The following is a 20400-nucleotide window of genomic DNA, read 5'->3' as shown; positions in this document are numbered from 1 at the left end:
ACCTATGCTAAAAGACATAGAAAAAGGGCGAATATCGTAATTTCTACTTTTGACTATTTAAATAAAAAACCCAGATTCCTATAGAAACTGGGTTAATAAAGTTATGGGGATATTTCTTTTGTCTAATCTAGAAAACCCATCAGGCTTTCAGAATTGTCAATCTCATTTGATGCTATTGGACGATTACCGAAGGTGGAATAGCTTTCATCAATTACCAATAAACTTGAGCCAATTGGACGAATCCCAGAGAGATTAATACTTTCAACAACTTGGAATGTATTAGCGCCAATTGGACGAATACCCATTGAGTTGTAGGTTTCAACTACTTCTAATGTACTGGTGCTAACAGGACGCACTCCAGCAATTGACAGGTGTTCAGCAACTTCTAAGTCGCTAGCGCCTATGGGACGAATTCCAGAAATGGCGAGTGTTCCAGAAGCTCCCACTGGCAGTTCAGTAACTTCCTCGACTTTATCTGCATTCAAGCTCTGGTCTTGTTGATTTTCAACTTCCTCTGTAGTTTCCCCTGGAGACTTGGCAGGCTTTTGCCGAGAATTGATTGCTTTGCCAGCGCTGCTAATAGTCATAAACGAAGACCTCTGGTTTGTTAATTGAATTTTACAATAATTAAGGAAAGATGAAATTTTTTCCCATATATATTAAAGTTTAACCTTAAAAAACCTCACATAGATATAAGTATCTTTAAAACTGATACATAAGTAAATTTTAATTAATAAGTTTTGTAAAAAATTATTGCCATTTGTATGGTCTGATAAGCCAGCTACAATGGATACAGGGTGAAATTGTCACCATGAGATAGGGTATTTCCAGCAAAACTGTATGACAGAATTTTGTCTTCAAGCTCCCTTTAGTCCCACAGGCGATCAACCGCAAGCGATCGCACAACTTACTGCTAGTATCCAATCAGGCAACCGTTATCAAACTTTACTAGGAGCCACTGGAACTGGTAAGACATTTTCGGTAGCAGCAGTTATTGAGAAAATTGGCAAGCCAACCCTAGTCTTGGCGCATAACAAAACCTTGGCTGCACAGCTTTGTAACGAGTTGCGGGATTTCTTCCCCAACAACGCAGTCGAGTATTTTGTCAGCTACTACGATTATTATCAGCCAGAAGCGTATATTCCCGTTACCGACACTTATATTGAAAAAACGGCAGCGATTAATGATGAAATAGATATGTTGCGGCATTCAGCGACGCGATCGCTGTTTGAACGTCGTGATGTCATTGTCGTTGCTTCCATCAGCTGCATCTACGGTTTGGGAATGCCAGCAGAATATCTGAAAGCTGCCATACCTCTGCAAATAGGTATGGAAGTAAATCAACGCCAAATTTTACGGGATTTGGCAAATGTTCAATATAGCCGCAACGACATAGAAATGGGCCGGGGAAAATTTCGTGTCCGTGGTGATGTCTTAGAAATTGGCCCAGCTTATGAAGACCGAATTATTCGTGTCGAATTCTTTGGTGATGAAATTGACGCGATTCGCTACATTGACCCGGTGACAGGGGAAATTCTCAAAAGCTTGGAAGCAGTGAATGTTTACCCGGCGCGTCACTTTGTCACCCCAGAAGAACGCTTAGAAGGAGCTTGTCACGACATCGCCGCCGAGTTGAAACAGCAAAAACTAGACTTAGAACAAGCTGGGAAACTATTAGAAGCGCAACGCATAGATCAACGTACACGTTATGACCTAGAAATGCTGCGCGAAGTAGGTTACTGCAACGGTGTCGAGAACTATTCACGTCACTTAGCAGGAAGACAAGCTGGAGAATCACCAGAATGTTTAATTGATTATTTTCCCAAAGATTGGCTATTAATTATTGATGAATCTCACGTAACCGTGCCCCAAATTCGCGGTATGTATAACGGCGACCAAGCGAGAAAAAAAGTTTTAATTGAACATGGATTTCGGCTTCCTAGTGCTGCTGATAACCGTCCTTTGAAAGCAGAAGAATTTTGGCAAAAGGTTAATCAGTGTATTTTTGTTTCCGCAACTCCCGGAACTTGGGAAATAGAAGTTTCTGAAGACCATGTAATTGAGCAAGTAATTCGACCAACTGGGGTGGTTGATCCAGAAATTTCTGTGCGTCCTACAGAAGGACAAATTGATGATTTGTTAGGCGAAATTAAAGATAGAGCCGATCGCCATGAACGAGTGTTAATTACCACATTAACCAAGCGGATGGCGGAAGATTTAACCGAATATTTGCAAGACCGCAGTATAAGAGTAAGGTATTTACATTCTGAGATTACTTCTATTGAGCGCATTGAGATTTTGCAGAACTTGCGCGAGGGGAAATTTGATGTTTTGGTTGGCGTGAATTTGCTGCGGGAAGGCTTGGATTTACCCGAAGTTTCCTTAGTAGCAATTATGGATGCAGATAAAGAAGGTTTCCTGCGAACCGAGCGTTCCTTAATTCAAACTATTGGTAGAGCCGCGCGTCACGTCCAAGGACAAGCGATTTTGTATGCCGACAATATGACGGGTAGCATGATTAAAGCCATTGATGAAACAGACAGGCGGCGTGGTATTCAAACAGCACATAATCGACTGCATGGAATTACACCACAACCAATTGTCAAAAAATCAAGTAATGCGATTTTGGCTTTTTTAGATGTATCTCGGCGGTTAAATGCAACTGACTTGAAAGTTGTAGATGAACATATAGATGAACTGCCATTAGAACAGATTCCAGGGTTGATTACTCTGTTAGAAGCACAGATGAAAGAAGCGGCGAAGAAACTGGAATTTGAAGAGGCTGGGAAATTGCGCGATCGCATTAAACATCTGCGGGATAAAATGCTAGGACGTTAAAGTGAATTTTATGCTCACCAATATTCGCCTAATTAGTGTTCAAGAATATCACAAAATGGCGGAAACGGGGATTTTTCATCCTGAAGAACGCTTAGAATTAATCGCGGGACAAATCATCAGAATGTCAGCAAAAGGTACTGCTCACGAATCAGCAATTACCCGCACAGAAAGGTTATTACGTCAACGTTTGGCTAACAAAGTTTTATTAAGAATCCAGTCACCAGTGCAACTTGATGATTATTCGGAACCAGAACCAGATATTTCAGTAGTGAAGCTGAATCCATCAGATTATGAGGATCACTATCCCAATGCTTCCGAAGTGTTTTTACTGATTGAAATAGCTGATTCCAGTCTCAAATATGATCGAGAAGTAAAAGCGATCGCATACTCTAAGTCAGGTATTATTGAGTACTGGATTTTAGATGTGAATGGACGCAAGTTGTATATGTATCGTCTCCCTAGTCCAGACGGATACCACAGCGAGAGCATATTTGCAGAAGATGTGACAATTTCACCTTTAGCTTTTGGTGAATGTGCGATCACTATTCGGGAATTGTTGCGAAAAATCTAGAAAGCATCTGCGGGATAAAATGCTAAGACGTTAACGTGAATCTCATGCTGACTAAATATTAGCCTAAATTGAAATAGCTGATTCCAGTCTCAAGTATGATCGAGAAGTAAAAGCGATGGCTTGTCTGCGACACGCTCCGCGAACGCCAACGCCTGCCGTAGGATGCCCGAAGGGCTGTAGGGCGAACACATACTCTAAATACTTTTGTTGCTAGAGTTCTTTTCTTGAATACTCAGCAAATATAGTTATCTAACTAACTAAAGGAGAACCATCATGGCTGTATATTTAATTGCAGACGTTAAGGTTACGGATGATGCCTGGATTTCGGACTACGCAGCAAATGTCCACGATATCGTACATAATCATAGAGGGAAATACCTTTCCCGCAGTGGCAATATTACGACTATTGAAGGCGAGGAATTAGGAACAACATTGCTTGCTTTGTTGGAATTTCCTTCTGCGGAAGCAGTGCAAGCGTTTGTTAACGATCCAGCCTATGCAAAATATCGTCAAGCTCGCCAGGCTGGTAGTATCAGCAGATTCCATATAATCGACGACACAGATGTTGCAGGAACCATACCGTATTTACCAAAAGGTTAGTATCATCGATTGTCCGATTTGATCCAAAATATACATCTAGATAAATATACATTATGTTTACTTTGGATCGCCTTTTAGATACTCATAGCTTTATCTGGCTACGCTATCCTAAATAAACTGAATCATTAAGAGATCGCGCCGATAGTTGCTTTACGCGATCGCATTTTGATGAGTGCAGAGAAATATCTTGATGGAATACATCGATGCACCCTATCTCTTGTGCTAATCCTGTTGAAGCTACTAAACGGTGCGATCGCGCTGATAAGACCAAGCCAAGCCGCCAATAAACCAAAAGTACCACAAGCCCAAAGTAGCCAAAGTAAATGCAGAATTAGGTGGTTATCGTAGTTCAAGTTAACCGCCGATAAAATTAATTGCCGAAAGTGGTAGAACGGCGAGAATGCAATTAAATCTTGGACGATTTGCGGTACTGGAAGTGGAATTGAACCGCAAGCAACAGGAATAACAATTAGCGATAGGCTAAGAATAGAATCAGCACTTTTGGGGTTTAACAAGTACCCCAATGCAAGACCGAGAATGGCAAAAGGTATAATTCCTAAGATTAAGCTTGATATCAGAGCTAACCCTTGAGTCAAATCCATTCTCATCTCAAGTTGCCAGCTTCCTAATCCGAAGATTAATAAAAGGCTCACAGTACAAATGAGAAGCGAGGTGGCAATCTTAGCCGCCATATATACTGATGGTGGTAAAGGTGTGGCTCTCAAAAGCTTCAGCCATTTTTCCGCTCGCTCAACTGCAATTCGTTTACCCAGTCGGTCGATGACAATCGTGAAAAGTATGATAGCAGACAGGTAAACGACTGTTTCTGTTGCCGCTTCTCCTTTCAATCCTTGCAATTTTAACAACGGGACGAATCCCACCAGTGCGAGTGTTGCAATTAAAAAGACTGGAGTCCGAAGTAGTTGAAGGATTTCAAACCAGAACTGTTGTTGAAAAATCCGTTGGATGTTTTGAGAAGAAGTTTCAGGTAAATTCTCTGTCTTTATAGTATTTTCAGGCTGACCTAATAAAGCGTTATCTTCTAAATTTATTAGTTCTTCTGTTAGCTGCCCTTCAGGGGGACTTTCAGTAATTTTATGAACAGTGACATGGCGAGTTGCTAAGGTATGTAATATATCCCAATCTGATTTATAATGCGTCACCATTATAATAGTGATTCCTCGTTGACGGCAGAGTTTGATTTCCTGCCAAAATTTTTCACGTCCCGGTTCATCTAGCCCTTTAGTTGGTTCATCAAGGACGAGTAGTTCGGGATTGCCTGCTATAGCAAGGGCAAAATTAAGTCGCTGTTTATGCCCACCATTGAATTTAATTGCCCAATCGTTTTCTTCATCTTTAAGATTAACTTTGTTCAATATTTCTTCAGTTGAAAGTGGGTTAGGGTAGTAGCTTCTCAATATTTCAACAAGTTCCTTCACCTTAACATTTGTTGGAAACTGTACATCTTGGAAAGCTACTCCAACATGGATTTTTGAGTTAGCACTCTGTGGTGAAAGTCCCATTAGCTCAACTTCTCCACTACTGGGTTTGAGTAACCCTAAAATCAGATTCAGTAGAGTAGTCTTGCCAGCCCCATTTTCCCCGCGCAACCAGATGAATTCGCCTCGCTGCACAATCAGATTGATATCCTGTAAGATAGGTTTTTGCTGGAATCCTTCGGGAACTACTTTGGAAACGTGCTTAAGTTCAATAATGTTCATAGCTTGTCTGAGGAGAAATATAGATAAGATTTAGAATTAATGGAGTGTCATTTGCATTAGAAACCAAACCGCAAAGGAAGCAGCAACAGCAGGCATTAACGAAACACCGAAAAAAGTGGTTAAAATTACGAGTGCTGCTGTTCCTCCTGCAAATCCCCAAAAGTTGAGAGCAAGTGAGTTGCTAGAATCAATTGGTGGTATACAAGTGCTGAATAAGCAAAATTCACTTCCTTTCGTTATCAAAAAGAATGTGGCAAGCATTGCAACTCCTAAAACTCCTAAAACAACCCATTTATTCAGGTGTAATGAAAATCCTGAACCGAGAAATTTTAAGGAAACGGCTGGAGTTTCTATAGGATTAGGATGAGATTGTATTTGTCCGTCTGAACCTGGAACGACCTGCGGGTTGTTGGAGGAGGATTGCACAAGGTCGGGAGATTGTTGAGGGTTGTTAGAAGGTTGCATTTTGGTTGATTACTCTTTTATTTCGTGAAATATTCGACAAAGTTGGAAATTAAGATAGTTTTGCTAAAGCACTGTTTTAATTGCAAGCCATACTACTGCACCAATTCCGACGGCGACAGCTAGGGGAACACCGCCAATAACAGCCATAAGACTTGCAACTCCAATTCCAATAACACCGCCTGTGATGTCTGGATGCTCTTTTGCTATCTTGAGAACATCTTCTCTCTCTGGCGATTGAGATGGTGGAGATATGCTAGGTATTTGACGTTGAGGAGTGGACGAGGGTTTAGGTGATGGACTACGATCGCTCTTTGCTATTTGTTTTTGTTCTTGAGAGCGATCGCGCCGAGTTTCAGGTTTTTTAGATGAACTAGAATTAAATTGCAGCAGTTTAGGTTGGCACTCTGCCGGGAGTGTACCAGACCAGTGAATCATGGGATGACAAGAATGTTGAATCTGCAAAGTTTCTACGACTAGAAGCGGTGTCCAAATTAAAAAACATACAACTAGAATTGTTTGGAATTGATAGCGAAGCCATCGGTCGATTAAGCTGGGAAAGTTTGTGAGAATTTGCATGATACGCCTTATGTGAATTAAGCCACAGGATGCTGTTCAAAAGTAAGGACATCAATACCAAAACGCTGACGCAGAAAAAGACGCAGAGTATGACTGGTAATTTTAGCGGCAACATGGAGGCAGATACCATCAACTTTCTTTCTCAATAGACGTTAAATAAAATGCGTTATCGAACTGCTTTACTGAGATATGCGATCGCACATCTCTCTCACCTCCTTTATCTATCCAGTTTTTTCTATCTTCCTGCTCCTAATTGGGCTGAGAAATCTAAAGAGCCATATTTGTAGAATTCCCGAAAAACCTATTGAAGTAACAGTTTCAGATTCAAAATCAGATTTAAAGATAAACGATTCTGCATAGTAGCGATCGCAAGCATTTTCCAGATAAAATGCTGAGACATTAGTGCTTGGTCAGGGTAGCAATCAAGAGAACGCCCTTTTTTCGCTATCCTAAATAAAGTCAATCATTAAGAGATCAGCACCAATGGTTGCTTTACCCGACAACATTTTGATGAGTGCAGAAGAATATCTAGTTTGGGAACCTACCCAAGAGGAACGCTACGAGTATTGGGATGGCGAAGTTGTGATGATGAGTGGTGCTACACGCAACCATAATTGGATTTCTCTGAATTTTTCAAAGCTTCTAGATGATGCCCTAGCCGATATCTACGACGGGCTACGCCTACGCACCTGCGAAGTGTACATTGTAGATGTGAAGGTGCAGGTAGAACCGGGGCAAAAGTATTTTTATCCAGATGTGGTGGTGACTTGCGATGAGCGAGATACCGATCCACAATTAGTACAATTTCCCTGCTTAATTATCGAAGTGCTATTACCTTCAACTGAAGCAGCCGATAGGGGAAAAAAGTTTGCTAAATATCGCCAATCTCCAACCTTGCAAGAATATGTCTTAGTACAAGTAGCTCAACCGATTGTAGAAGTATTTCGGCGCAATGAACAGGGGAAATGGGTGCTGTTAGAGTATAATTTGGACGATATATTGCGGCTAGAATCGGTGGATGTGGAAATTGCGATAATCCATTTGTATCGACAAGTGCAGTTTGAAACTGAAGCCACTGAAAATTGAGATTAACACTTTACTATATCCATCCTCGCAGTATTTTATGTACCTGCGCTAAATACCACATATAATCATCAATCTTGTAATTATCAGCAGCTTTAACTATATATTCCTGAGCTAAACCAATATTATTCTCGATTTCATAATATAATCCCAAGTAGAGATGACTATAAAAATTTCCCTTTATCGCTTCTGATTGACCAACAGTTAAAACATCATCTGGTGTACAATCTCCAGCATACAAATCATATACACGCTGCATAATGCGTCGAGGGTCATTTTTCACAGTTAGTAAAGATTTACGTGCCTCTTTAACACCTAACGAACGAGCTATGCAGAGATATCGCCATACTGTTTCTTCTACATCTTGAGCATTCACAGTCAAATCTATTTCAAATTGTTCAGCGCCCTCAGCAAATCTTTCTGCATAATAATACGATAACCCACGTTGCCAGAGGTAGGGTTTAATACGGGTATCCAGTTCCTCTGCTATATCAAAATCTTTAATAGATTCATCAATTTTCGCCAATTGAAAGTTAACCATACCCCGACGAATGTAAGCGTTAGGATTTTCTGGCTGATTATGAATGGTTTCGTTCCAGCGCTGGAGTTGATTTTCCAGAGAATTTGAAAAAAACATGAGTTGCCAAGCCTATATAAAGAATTAACTTACATATTTTCAGCTTTGAGGAGAGTATGTCAATCTTCCAAATATTACGCGTTGCTGATTTCCTGAAGCGTTAACTTTAAAAAAACTGTTTCATGTCATAATTTTGATGCCACGTATTAATTTTCTCATGACCGATATTATCGAATTTCCCTGGCAGCAAGAGGCAATTATTCACCATAGTCAGTGCCTAATAAAGAGTTTTCATCATTGGACGGGAAATTTTTTGTTGGATGTAAATGGTGTACCCCAGGAAATAGCACAACTATTATTTGAAGCACCTTTTGTATTAGTCTCTCACGGCACTGAGTCAGACCCAATTTTCAACTATGGTAATCGCAAAGCGTTGGAACTATGGGAGCTTTCTTGGCAAGAATTTACCAGAATGCCTTCCCGCCAATCGGCTGAAGAGGTAGTACAGGAAGAACGCGATCGCTTATTATCAGAAGCAGCAACTAAAGGCTTCATCAAGAATTATTCCGGTATCCGTACTTCTAGCACTGGTAAACTTTTTTACATAGAAGATACTATCCTATGGAACGTTTTAGATGAACACAATCAGCAGTGTGGTCAAGCTGCTTTCTTCTCTAACTGGAAATTTATCGATCGTATGAAGCCTACTGCTTCAGGGTAACTCCTAGAATAAATCTCAAATATCAAAGCGAGATCCATCCACGAGGTAGAAGAAACTACTTACAAAATTCCGTATTGTAGAATTGCTGTCTTAAAATCAGGAAAAAACGCCCGTGGTTCCAATTAGCGATAATAATCCGACAAAAATCACGCCTTATGTGACTTATGGGTTGATTGCTGCCAACGTCCTCGCTTTTCTTTATGAAGCAAGTCTTCCCCCACAAGCATTGAATGGGTTTTTACACCTTGCGGCTGTAGTTCCACGAGAACTCACCCTCAGCTTTGGTGGTATCTCCGTACACCAACCAGTACCAGAATGGGCAACTTTGATTACCTCGCAATTCTTGCATGGTGGTTTCTTGCACTTAGCAGGTAATATGCTGTTCCTCTGGATTTTTGGTAACAACGTTGAAGATAAGTTAGGTAATGCAAAATATTTACTGTTTTATTTATCTTGCGGTGTTTTGGCAGCATTAACACAGTGGTTCTTCGCTCAAGATTCTAGCATTCCATCTTTGGGTGCGAGTGGTGCGATCGCAGGCATTTTAGGAGCATACATTCTCCGCTTTCCCAATGCTGAAGTTCTCGGCATAGTGCCTTTAGGAATTTTCTTCCCAACTTTCCGTGTCCCAGCATATTTCTTTTTGGGATTTTGGTTTCTTGAACAAGCTTTCTACGGGCTTGCTAGTCTCGAAACACGTACCAACATCGGTATGGAAAGCGGCGGTATTGCTTACTGGGCTCATGCAGGTGGGTTTGTCTTTGGGGCAATTCTCGGCCCTCTGTTGGGTTTGTTTAACGATAAATCACAGGAAGAATCTTGGTATAAGTAATTTGTTGTTGGAACTATCAATCAGTCTGATTGATTTAATTAGGTGACATTGCCTAAGCTTCGCAACTGCTAGCCTTACAAGCTATATTGCAATTAGCCAATAATTTAGGAAAAACACCTGTGTTTCCCCTCTACGACGAAAATCCGACGCGAATCACCCCGTATTTCACCTACGGGTTAATTGGCATGAATATTGTAGTTTTTCTCCACGAGGTGAGCCTATCAAATGCACAATTGAGTCAGTTTTTAAGTCAATATGCGGTAGTACCTCAAGAGTTAACCACCAATTTGAGTGGAGAGTGGATAACATTATTTACGTCGCAATTTTTACACGGTGGTTGGTGGCACTTAATCTCAAATATGTTGTTCCTCTGGGTTTTTGGCAACAATATTGAAGATAGATTAGGTCATACCAAATATCTAATTTTCTATTTGGCGTGTGGTGCTTTAGCTGCCTTATGCCAATGGTTTATTGGTATGAATTCTGAGATTCCTTCCTTGGGGGCAAGTGGTGCAATTTCTGGAGTTTTGGGTGCGTATATCATCCGCTTTCCCCACGCTAAAGTCATGACCTTGGTTTTTTTGGGGATTTTCATCACTACCATCAGAATTCCAGCACTAGTGATCATTGGACTTTTCTTTGTGCAGAATGTTATATCTGGTCTTGCTACCCTACAAACAGCCGCCCACATGACAGTGCAAACAGGTGGAGTTGCTTACTGGGCGCATATCGGGGGTTTTGTTTTTGGGGTAATTCTTGCTCCCCTATTTGGGTTGTTTCGGCAGGACTAAATACAGCATTTTCTGTCTAAATTCATAGCGAAAAAATTGCTAGCTATCAAACCTCTGCGTTAACCTTTGCTTACTTACCCAGGGAGAATGCGTTCGCGTAGCGTCTCGTAGAGAAGCGCCCATGCAACATTGAAATTTCCCTATTGGGATATCAGTTTTTGCTAGCAGCTGCTGAAACTTCTTCTGATTCTTCTACCTCAGATGTAAATGTTGATGATTGTGCAACTTCTTCAGGTACAGAAACAATGATATCAGCACCATTAATAATTGCTCCTAACAATCCCAGTTCAGCTTCTACCAATTGATCAACAGCTTCACCTAACATATTCTCTTGTGTGTAGTGTGGCCGTGTCACTAATACGATCCCATCACTGTAAGGTTGGATTAAAAGAGGGTCATTGGAAATACTGAGTGAGCTAGTGTCTAAAATAACTAAATCAAAGCGCTCGCGGACATCTTCAATCAACCGCCGCATTTCGCTAGATTCTAGAATAGCAGCAGATTGGCGCACAGGGCCAGGGCTTGGAAGAATGTATAAATTTTCTACATCAGGAACTAAACGGATACATTCACTTAAGTTAGCGTAATAACGTAGGGGTTCAATTGAGGCATCGGGATCAGGAATTACTTTCAGAGATGTAGAACGGGAAGGCGATCGCAAATCTGTTTCGATAATCAGGGTTCTTTTACCAGCACGGGCAGAAGCTATGCCTAAGTTATAAGCACTTGCCGTCTTACCCTCTAAGCTACTAGTGCTAGTAATCAACACCACTTTTAAGTTTTTACCACCTATCCGGCGCAGATTACTGCGGAATTTCTCATAAAATTCTAAATAAGGAGAATCAGCAGAAACGACCACTGGGACTGCTTCTTTATCTAAATCATCAACTGGCATTAAAGGCAATTCTCCCAACACTGCCACTTCCCGTTGCTTGAGGCTCTCGCGAATATCTTCTCTGGTTTTGAAAGTCCCTTCCAGCGCTCCCAACAAGAATATTACCCCGCCACCAATCACCACACCTAAGAAACCGCCCACAGCAAGGGTAATAGGTACACTTTTCGGGGGTTTGATATCGGCAGCAGCTGTGGGTCGTCTGGCAATGCTGAGGCTGCTAGTAGTTTCTGCCTCTGCGGTTTTAGCATCGGTTAGCTTCACCTGCATTTGGTCGTAGATGGATTTTTTGAGGGCAACCTCCTGTTCTAAACGCGATCGCTCTAATTGCTTATTCGGTATCAGAGAATACTCTTGCCGTAGTCGCGCTTCTTGTTGGATCTCTTGAACTAATTGTTGTTGCAGCGTCTCCCGTTGGGTTTGCAAAGACACCATTTGGTTTGCCAATTGCTGGCGGGCTGGATCTAAGCTGCTTTGGGTGCGAATACCTGCAACGCTACCCTGAAGCGGAGCCGCCGTCCCATCTCCACCTAATACCTCAGATGCACGTTGTTGCAGCAATTCTTCAGCAGCTTGTTTCTGACGCATTAGCTGAACCATCGTTGGGTGTTCTGGTCGCAAATCCTTTTTGAGTACGGCGATTTGCGACTCACTTTGATAAATTTGCGCTCGTAAGTTACCAATAATTGGATCGGCACTCAAAGCAGAAGAAACATAAGCTTGTCCGACTGTTAAGCCTAACTTATTTTGTAAACTGCGAATTTGACCATCAACCCCAGAAATAGTTAATTGCATCTGCCGTTGGAGATTTTGGCTAGCAGTAACAGCGCTTAACAAGCTGCCATTCTCGGCTGCTAATATTGCTGTTCGTTCGATGCGATCGTACTGTTCTAACTTCTTTTCAGCAACTTGCAACTCTCGTTTAGCCTGTGGTACGCGATCGTTAATCTTTTCAATAATTGCTTGTAATCGCCCAGTATTGATATCACTGCTCAACTTGATCATTGCTTGCATCAATTCCGCCAAGACCTGTATACCTCGTTTGGGATCAGTATCTACATATTTCAATTCCAAAATACTAGATTCCAATTCTCCAGTCCTGGGGTTTTTTTTAGGAACAGAAAGGACGACACTGTTACCCAGCTTTGTCGGTTTGACACCGACTTTTTCTGCCACTGCTGCAATTATTTGGTTGGAGAGTAAAACTTCCTGATTCAGTTCTTTTCCTTGCTGTTGGATTTCTGTACCAGTTGCAGAAAAAGAAACTGGTGGACCACTATAGGTAAGTGCGGCAGATGCTATATAGCTAGTAGGTGGCTCTGGTTGCATAGCTACCACAGTTGACCCTACTATAACTAGACCAAAACTAGCTAGTCCAATCCACTTGTACTTATCAAAAGCAATAAGATAGCGCTTAACAATTGGTGGGGTCATGGTCGCTTCGCTCCAATTCAAAATTCAAAATTTAAAATTTAGGAAGCACCAAACTAAAGATAGTGGTTTTGATAAAAGAACGCTATCAACTTCATACTATATATTGGTTGATATGTTTAATATTTTTACATTCACGAATTCAAAGACCAGTTGGAGATGTGGCTTCCTACACTCCCAACTATTTCCAGATTGTATCCTTCTTTTAGAGTTACTAATTTGACCCGCCACCGAAGTTGTCAAAAAACCGGAGAAAGGATTGAACGTTAAAGAAAGGTTGGGTAATGGTAGTTAGGAAATTAGTAATTCTACCTATGAGGTTACGACCAACAACAATAACATCATTATCTTGAAGCGCCACATTTTGAGACGCATCGCCTCCTAGAGCTTTTTTAGCATCAAGTTTCTGGGTAACAGCTTTACCTTGTTCAGGATCAAAGCGAACGAGAGCGATATCTCGGAGATTAGCAGTATCAAGATTTACTCCTCCCAAAGCATCTACAAACGTACTGCCATTAGGCAGTGCTTGAATAGAGAGACCTCCCGCAGCGTAGTTTAAAACCCGGACTCTAATCTGTGGTGTGGCTAAGGATGAACGTGCTACCAAATTGCGGTCATAACCGTCATCATTACCAACTTCACGACGGGGGATGAGTATCGCATCTCCATCTTGTAAGCGTAAATTAGGGATTGAACCGCCATTTTGCAGTGCTGCATATAAGTCAATAGTTTGTGAAATCACAGAACCATCAATTAACTTGCGGCGTACTTGTATTTGTCGCAGGTCTGCATTCAACGTTGAACCCCCAGATATTAGCAAGGCATCAGCAACGCGGGGTGTTGCTGAATTAATCGGATAAATTCCTGGTCTGAATATTTCTCCGCTAACGGTAACTTGAACTGGTCGCGCCCCTGCCAAAGATACTACTATGATTGGATCTGGGAAAAAGCGACTTAAACCCAAGCGAATTTTTTCTTGAGCTTCTTCTAAAGTTAAACCTTGTAATGACACCGTTCCCACTTGCGGTACTACGATGGTGCCTTCGGGACTAATTACAGCTTGAAAACTTAAGTCTTGACGCTGCGCTGCTAAAGCTAAAACTATTACTGGATCGACAACATAACGATTTAAACCCAAGCGAATTTTTTCTTGAGCTTCTTCTAAAGTTAAACCTTGTAATGACACCGTTCCCAGTAGTGGCACTACAATGTTACCTTCTGGGTTGATTAAAGCTTGAAAACTCAAATCTGGAAAGCGCTGAACCGAAACGCTAATTCCATCTCCTATCCCTAAGCGGTATGGGCCAGGAGGACGCTGAAGTACAACGCCAATTATATCTCCTGGCCCTAAGAGGTAGCGGCTGAGTTGGCTGGAAGTTTCGTCATTTGCACCTGTGGGTATAACCTCAGTCTCAGTACCTGGCACAGGCGAGGGGGGTTGCCTTGGTGATTGTCCTTGAGATGGAAAAGGCTGGGCAACAACAAGTTGGATAGGTGTTATTAAAAAAACTCCTACTTGAAGACTAACAAAACACAAGGCGCTGAATGCACGCATATAAGAAGTGGGATCTATGAACATCGGTGCAGAAAAAATGATATGAGAATTATTCGCGCCGAGTCGTTATTTTACTCTATAAATGTCCCCAATGTCTCTGGAGTCTGCAAGTATTTACCAAGAAAAAGAGAAGAACTTTACTAAATTTAAATACTAACTTCATATTATTAACATCTTTTGGCTAAGTTTTAGGCTGAATGCAATTTATAAAGATAAGTAGGTTGGCGCAATTAAAGCTAACTAGCAAGGGCTGTCATTTGTCCTTTGTCATTGGTCATTAGTAAGGACTTTAAGACTATTTACGTTTCATAACATAATTTGGTTTATTTCTACCAACTTACTTCTGATGAATCTCTGCACAAAGGCATTCATCAGATACTTTACAAAGGGCCTGCCATCAATGTACTTTGCACGGTTTCCCCCATAGACTTGGCTAAAGACCAAGATGTTTCTACCTGCCCTAAAGGTTCCATCGGGATTAGAATGCTCACGCTTACCCAGGGAATACGTTGCTTGCGCCACTGGGCCACTTGATCTGCCAAGAACCAATGGAAAGGTGATGGATTTCCGCCGTCTGGCATGGCGTACCATTGCAAGACAGCGAAGGTTTGCTGTGGTGTGGCAGCACGAAAGAACCTAGCTTCTACTTTAGTTTCAACAACATTAGAAGCCAACTTTTCAGACTGTTTCACAGTAAATTCGGCAGAACGAGATTGCGCTATATCCCACTTTCCCCAGCGCGATCTTCCCCAGCCGTTAACATCTGTCCACTCTACCTCTGGTTGATCCATAGGCCCATTTTGCGGTAGCAAAAGCAGGATTGCCTGGGATTGTGAACCTTCTTTTTTCATTACCTGCAAAGACCATTTATGTTCACCAATTTGCTGTTCTGATTGTTCAATAGTTTGCCAACCAGGAAGGGCTAACCCAGTGTTGCGGATCTGTTTTAACTCGTGGAGATTAGTAACAGGTAGCGGCTGTTTCCATTGCCAATGTCCTGTTAGATATCCGGGAATCCCTCCTATTGCTAGCAGTAGTAGCAATAACAAAAGTGCTGCTACCTGATTGAACTGGTTTTCTTTGAAAAACTTGGAGAATGAAATCATCAGTAAAATTTGTGATACTTAGGCAAAATTTTACTTTATAAAATCACACCATGAGTTCAGTAATATTTATGAGTAGATTAAGAGGGAGGGGAGCAGGGAAAAGGGGACAAGGGGACAAGAGAGGTGAGAACTTGAAACAAGTCTTTCCCCTTGTCCCCAATTCTCCTTGTCCCCAAGTCCTCTTCCCAATGCCCATAGTTCTAACTTTCTGTTTCTTGCTCAGTTTCTAGAGATGCTGAAAAATAGCTATTAATCCAATTCAGTAGGGGTACTAATGACACCAGCATACAAGCAGAGTATAAGTCACCACCCCAACCTTCATGTAGCCATTTAAAAGCTGCTTCTTGACCTGTGCCGTGAAAGAAAGTCAGTAAAGTGTTACGAATGATATTGGCAGTAGTACTAACGATCGCAGCAAGAGATAAAAACGATATGGTTGTGCGCCGTGAAGATAAAGCATCTGTCCAATAAAGCAGCATCAAACCAACGTAGAGAGTTGTGAACAACATTTTCAACCCTGCACAATAGGGGGCAACTTCTACAATGCGTCCTCCCACGTAGAGATTGATTTCATTTACTGTTACGTCCATACCAAATTGATTCAATATGAAACCTGCCGTACCAGCGATGAAGCTTTGCAGAGGCAAGGTATAGGGAGCAATGAGATAGGGTGCTGCTGTCGGGGTGGCTAAAAATACCAGTAACAGGGGGAATCCTTGCGATCGCAAACCTGCTATTCCTTTAAACCACAAACATAATCCTGCCAGGATAACGGGCAAAGAAAGGTTAACCCACTCTGTAACACCACTAAGATAAAACACTGCCCCTAGTAACAATAAAACAGCACTCAAAGGATGTGTGGTATCTGGTAAACGTTTCCACTTTTTTCGGTTTATCCAGGCCAGATAAGCTGCAAATGGTAAACCAATAATCCCGTGGCTGAAATATTCGTGTTCTGTACTGATATTTTTGTTCAGCCAACCATCCAACCAGTGTAGCAATATAGGCGCATAAAGCAGCAGCAAAACGCCTATAATAGCTAGATTCAATAAGTCTGAGGCGTTTCTTTTTTTAATCTGTTGCTGGAGTGCCATGATTTTTATTGGTCATTGGTCATTTGCAAAGGACAACTGACAAAGAACAAATGTCTAATTGTTGGATGCACATATAAGTATGAATTAACTTTAGGCTACCACGCTGTCAAGGTCAGCATTGGAGGTTTCATCTACCTTAGAAGTTGTTGAAACTGCATGAGCGATCGCAGCTACAACTTCTTTAACTTGGCTACTGCTCAAACCAGGATACATCGGTAATGATAATATTTGCTGTGACAGTTTTTCTGCTTGGGGAAAATCTCCGGGCTGATAGCCTAAATTGCTGAATGCTGGCTGGAGATGACAAGGAATTGGGTAGTGAATGCCGGTTTGAATTCCCACTGCTGTGAGTTTTTCTTGGAGTTGCTGGCGTTCTATTGGGCAAGAATCATCAACTTTAATGACATAAAGATGATAAACATGTCCTGTATCACTTTGATTTTCTATAGGAATAATACCAGTAGTTGCCAAGGGTGCTAGTTCAGCATCATACTGCTGGGCAATAGTCAAGCGATCGCGATTCCACTGTGGCAAATATGGTAATTTTTGGTGCAAAATAGCTGCTTGTAAAGTATCCAAACGGCTATTCGTACCGGGTTCAGTATGAAAATACTTTTGCGATGCACCATAATTTCGCAAACGCCCCATCTTCTGGGCGACATCTGAATCTCGTGTCAGCAGCATTCCCCCATCCCCAAATGCTCCCAAATTTTTGCTGGGATAGAAACTAAAAGCTGCTGCTATGCCTACTGAACCAGCGTGATATCCGTCTCTTTGGGCAAGGTGTGCTTGGGCGGCATCTTCAAAAATTAGTAGTTTGTAGGTATCAGCAAATTTGATGAGTTCACATGGTGATACCATTTGTCCATAGAGATGTACAGGAATAATTGCTTTAGTCTGAGGCGTAATTGCCTTTGCTGCGGCCTCTAAATCAATTAAAGCTGTTTGGCGATCGCAATCTACCAGAATTGGCTTCGCGCCAGCGCGGATAACTCCAATCAAGGTTGCGATAAAAGTGTTGGCTGGTAAAATTACCTCATCGCCAGCACCAATATTACAAGCTTGCAATCCGAGAGCGATCGCATCTGTTCCTGATGCAACACCAACACCATAAGCTGCCCCCGATACTGCCGCAAATGCTGCTTCAAAATCTGAGAGTGCTTGCCCTAAAATAAAATCTCCCTGTTCCAATACAGATTGGATTGCATATTGCAATTGCATTTGAATTGGTTCGTGTTGCAACTTCAGGTCTACAAAAGGAACTCTAACAGCCATTTTATTCATTAGTAGTTGTCCTTAAAAAATATTTCCTCAGATGGAAAAAATAAAAAAGCCTAAACAATTTTCAGCATGAAATTGTAATAGGTTCAATCTATTCGATCGAGACTTACATAAACTATCTAGGATTGTCTGCCACGAGTGTTAGCTGTTATAAGTAATAATTGCTATAAAAATTACCCAAATATAATTTTGTAAGTTAATTTACTTAGGGTTTGCCAGTAAGAATTTTTCCTTCTGTACATAAAGAATGACAGCTCCTTTGTATTGTATCCTTAGGGTTAGCTTACCCTGGCTGAATCCAAATCTAACGCAATCTGACTGTAAAATCCCAAGCAATAAAGACTACACCAGTACTAAATAAAGAATATCTAGCACCAGTAATTAGTAACTTGTGCATACCGCATCGCCGAGTTAATGGAAGGGAGAAAAAAATTTTGCCCTAAATTTGTTTGTCAGAGGCAAAATTAGGGAATGCTTAAAAATAGCAATTGATAACCTAGAAATAGGACTTGGATCAATTACACGATAGAGAAATTATTAAGGTAGCAGTGGCAATGATAGAGCCTGAAAACAAATTATTTGCCCTAAAGGATGGTTGGGATTCTCATGAATCAAGAGAACAGCAACGCCTAAAAGCTTTGTCGGATTTAGGTTTGCGGCAACCAGAAACGATTCCGGTTTTTGAAGAAGCCACACAGACTGCTGCCCACTTTTTGGAAGCACCAATTTCCATATTGGGATTTGTGGATCAAGAACGTCACTGGTTCAAGTCAGCAGTGGGCTTATCTAGGCTGGGGCTAATGAATCATTTGGCACAAAGCCGCCAACTGTCACGCAGGGAATCATTCTGCACTCAGGTTGTAGAGAGCCTTCAAATATTTGTAATTAATGATACACATAAACTTACAGACCCAGTACTTGTTAGCAGCAAGCTGGTGCAGGATTATGGTATTCGTGCTTACTTAGGAGCGCCACTCATTGATGCTGAGGGACATTGTTTGGGTGCGTTGGCAGTGATGGATTTAGTGCCGCGCAATTTTACAACCCGAGACATTGAGTTTTTACAAATAATAGCTCGTTGGAGCATGAGTGAATTTGAGCGTAACCGACTTTTGCAAGGCAAACTCGAATCAACCACTCTCAAGACCGCTCCTATATTTTCACTTAATGACGAACGTAACACTGAAATTAAAATCACCGCACCCACTCAAGATAGCGACTCTGTTTCTACCAAGCAACTGAAACTGGAACTTTTGGGTCAGTTAACTCAGGAGTTACGCACGCCTTTAACATCTGTACTTGGTATGGCTAGTGTTTTAGGACGTGAAATTTATGGGCCTTTGACGACTAAGCAAAGAGAATATTTAGAAATTATCCAACATAGTGGTCGGTATTTACTTTCCCTAGTAAACGAAATTACCGAACTAGGAGCTATGGATGACAACTCAACTGTACTGAATTTAGCTCCTGTGGATATTGAAATGCTATGTCAACAAGCTATCAATACCCTTGAAGAAGTGGCTAATCGCCGCGAGCAAGACATTCGCCTCTCTATAGAACCGGGACGTAATCGCATTTGGCCTTTAGATAAAGACAAGGTGCGACAAATGTTATATCACCTGGTTTTCAGTGTGATTCAACTTTCGGCTACAGGTAGCATTGTTCGCATCCATGTTTCTTACAAGGAAGATACGCTCAACATTACTATTTGGGTTTCTCATCCCTGGTTAGGGGACGGCATTACTGAGGTTGACCCCTACTTCCGTCTCAATTCTTTGTCTCTGCTAGAGTTAACTGGTGAAGTCGCAACTTACAATACTCATATAGAAGGACAACAGCAACTAGAGACTTCATCAGTAGCAGTGGACAATTCCAAAAGCCTGAGTGATTCCCACTCCAATTTTCTTGCTGCGAGTTCTGGTCTAAATTTAGCTAAATTACATGGAAGCCTTTCTCGTGAAAGCTTGGGTCTATTGCTAAGTTGTCAACTAGCAGAGTTGCACGCTGGACAAATTTTGATTCAAGGTTCACCAGAATCAGGATATCGTTATGTGCTTTCTTTGCCACTTCAACTGGCAACTCCCTCGCAAGCAATTAGTGATGTCTGATCACAGCCAGTAGAGAACCGATTACAGGTGATAGGGAATAGGGAAAGACAAATTCATACTTTGTTATGTAGTAAGTACATGAATTAAAAGCGTCATTACTAATTTACAAACTACGTTATTACCTTTTTATAGCCATAGGCATTATGATCAAATCCAAG

Annotated in this window: 18 protein-coding genes; 8 read left to right on the top strand and 10 right to left on the bottom strand. The window is 41.5% G+C overall.

Annotation, left to right across the window (positions count from 1 at the left end):
* Positions 1-122: 122 nt before the first annotated feature.
* On the bottom strand, positions 123-587 hold the full coding sequence (locus tag FD724_RS05540; RefSeq protein WP_114084725.1) for a hypothetical protein: 465 nt from the start codon (positions 585-587) through the stop codon (positions 123-125).
* A gap of 253 nt (positions 588-840) precedes the next feature.
* Here FD724_RS05540 and uvrB point away from each other — a divergent pair, with 253 nt between their 5' ends.
* The 3 genes from uvrB (at position 841) to FD724_RS05525 (ending at position 4009) form a co-directional block, all read left to right on the top strand.
* Positions 841-2838, top strand: coding sequence for an excinuclease ABC subunit UvrB (gene uvrB, locus FD724_RS05535; RefSeq protein WP_179071868.1), 1998 nt, complete (start codon positions 841-843; stop codon positions 2836-2838).
* Positions 2839-2848: 10 nt separating this feature from the next.
* Positions 2849-3409 (top strand): Uma2 family endonuclease, encoded by a 561-nt coding sequence (locus FD724_RS05530; RefSeq protein WP_179071867.1) that lies wholly within the window; start codon positions 2849-2851, stop codon positions 3407-3409.
* A gap of 273 nt (positions 3410-3682) precedes the next feature.
* Positions 3683-4009, top strand: coding sequence for a DUF1330 domain-containing protein (locus FD724_RS05525; RefSeq protein WP_179071866.1), 327 nt, complete (start codon positions 3683-3685; stop codon positions 4007-4009).
* 125 nt (positions 4010-4134) lie between these two features.
* On the opposite strand, the gene FD724_RS05520 is transcribed toward FD724_RS05525, so the two are convergent.
* The 3 genes from FD724_RS05520 to FD724_RS05510 all read right to left on the bottom strand — a co-directional run bounded on the left by FD724_RS05520 (position 4135) and on the right by FD724_RS05510 (position 6771).
* On the bottom strand, positions 4135-5730 hold the full coding sequence (locus FD724_RS05520) for an ABC transporter ATP-binding protein/permease (protein ID WP_179071865.1): 1596 nt from the start codon (positions 5728-5730) through the stop codon (positions 4135-4137).
* A gap of 36 nt (positions 5731-5766) precedes the next feature.
* Entirely contained in the window at positions 5767-6195 is a 429-nt protein-coding gene (locus tag FD724_RS05515) for a hypothetical protein (protein WP_179071864.1), read from the bottom strand.
* 63 nt (positions 6196-6258) lie between these two features.
* Positions 6259-6771 (bottom strand): hypothetical protein, encoded by a 513-nt coding sequence (locus FD724_RS05510; protein WP_179071863.1) that lies wholly within the window; start codon positions 6769-6771, stop codon positions 6259-6261.
* Positions 6772-7254: 483 nt separating this feature from the next.
* Between FD724_RS05510 and FD724_RS05505 the strand changes: the two genes are divergently transcribed.
* The gene (locus FD724_RS05505; protein WP_179071862.1) at positions 7255-7857 is read left to right on the top strand and encodes a Uma2 family endonuclease; all 603 of its coding nucleotides are present in this window, start codon (positions 7255-7257) and stop codon (positions 7855-7857) included.
* Between the two features lie 13 nt (positions 7858-7870).
* Here the strand turns inward: FD724_RS05505 and FD724_RS05500 are convergent, their stop codons facing one another.
* Positions 7871-8491, bottom strand: coding sequence for a hypothetical protein (locus tag FD724_RS05500; RefSeq protein ID WP_179071861.1), 621 nt, complete (start codon positions 8489-8491; stop codon positions 7871-7873).
* A gap of 157 nt (positions 8492-8648) precedes the next feature.
* Here FD724_RS05500 and FD724_RS05495 point away from each other — a divergent pair, with 157 nt between their 5' ends.
* The 3 genes from FD724_RS05495 (at position 8649) to FD724_RS05485 (ending at position 10775) form a co-directional block, all read left to right on the top strand.
* Entirely contained in the window at positions 8649-9152 is a 504-nt protein-coding gene (locus FD724_RS05495) for an MEKHLA domain-containing protein (RefSeq protein ID WP_179075419.1), read from the top strand.
* A gap of 112 nt (positions 9153-9264) precedes the next feature.
* Positions 9265-9984 (top strand): rhomboid family intramembrane serine protease, encoded by a 720-nt coding sequence (locus FD724_RS05490; protein WP_179071860.1) that lies wholly within the window; start codon positions 9265-9267, stop codon positions 9982-9984.
* A 119-nt stretch (positions 9985-10103) separates the two neighbouring features.
* On the top strand, positions 10104-10775 hold the full coding sequence (locus FD724_RS05485) for a rhomboid family intramembrane serine protease (protein ID WP_179075418.1): 672 nt from the start codon (positions 10104-10106) through the stop codon (positions 10773-10775).
* A 151-nt stretch (positions 10776-10926) separates the two neighbouring features.
* On the opposite strand, the gene FD724_RS05480 is transcribed toward FD724_RS05485, so the two are convergent.
* The 5 genes from FD724_RS05480 to FD724_RS05460 all read right to left on the bottom strand — a co-directional run bounded on the left by FD724_RS05480 (position 10927) and on the right by FD724_RS05460 (position 18128).
* Positions 10927-13101 carry a polysaccharide biosynthesis tyrosine autokinase gene (locus FD724_RS05480; protein WP_179071859.1) on the bottom strand — a complete coding sequence of 725 codons (2175 nt, stop codon included), beginning with the start codon at positions 13099-13101 and terminating at the stop codon, positions 10927-10929.
* Positions 13102-13312: 211 nt separating this feature from the next.
* Positions 13313-14677: a polysaccharide biosynthesis/export family protein gene (locus FD724_RS05475; protein WP_179071858.1), complete on the bottom strand. Its 1365-nt coding sequence runs from the start codon at positions 14675-14677 to the stop codon at positions 13313-13315.
* A gap of 356 nt (positions 14678-15033) precedes the next feature.
* Positions 15034-15759, bottom strand: a complete 726-nt coding sequence (locus tag FD724_RS05470; RefSeq protein WP_179071857.1) for a cyanoexosortase B system-associated protein — start codon at positions 15757-15759, stop codon at positions 15034-15036.
* 200 nt (positions 15760-15959) lie between these two features.
* Positions 15960-16853, bottom strand: a complete 894-nt coding sequence (gene crtB / locus FD724_RS05465) for a cyanoexosortase B (RefSeq protein WP_114083716.1) — start codon at positions 16851-16853, stop codon at positions 15960-15962.
* 90 nt (positions 16854-16943) lie between these two features.
* The gene (locus FD724_RS05460; RefSeq protein ID WP_372726520.1) at positions 16944-18128 is read right to left on the bottom strand and encodes a DegT/DnrJ/EryC1/StrS family aminotransferase; all 1185 of its coding nucleotides are present in this window, start codon (positions 18126-18128) and stop codon (positions 16944-16946) included.
* Positions 18129-18688: 560 nt separating this feature from the next.
* Here FD724_RS05460 and FD724_RS05455 point away from each other — a divergent pair.
* Positions 18689-20242 carry a GAF domain-containing sensor histidine kinase gene (locus FD724_RS05455; RefSeq protein ID WP_179075417.1) on the top strand — a complete coding sequence of 518 codons (1554 nt, stop codon included), beginning with the start codon at positions 18689-18691 and terminating at the stop codon, positions 20240-20242.
* Positions 20243-20400 lie beyond the last annotated feature (158 nt).

The organism is Nostoc sp. C057, assembly GCF_013393925.1.
GTDB classification, from domain to species: Bacteria; Cyanobacteriota; Cyanobacteriia; order Cyanobacteriales; family Nostocaceae; genus Nostoc; species Nostoc muscorum_A.
This window is presented reverse-complemented; position numbering and strand designations above follow the sequence as displayed.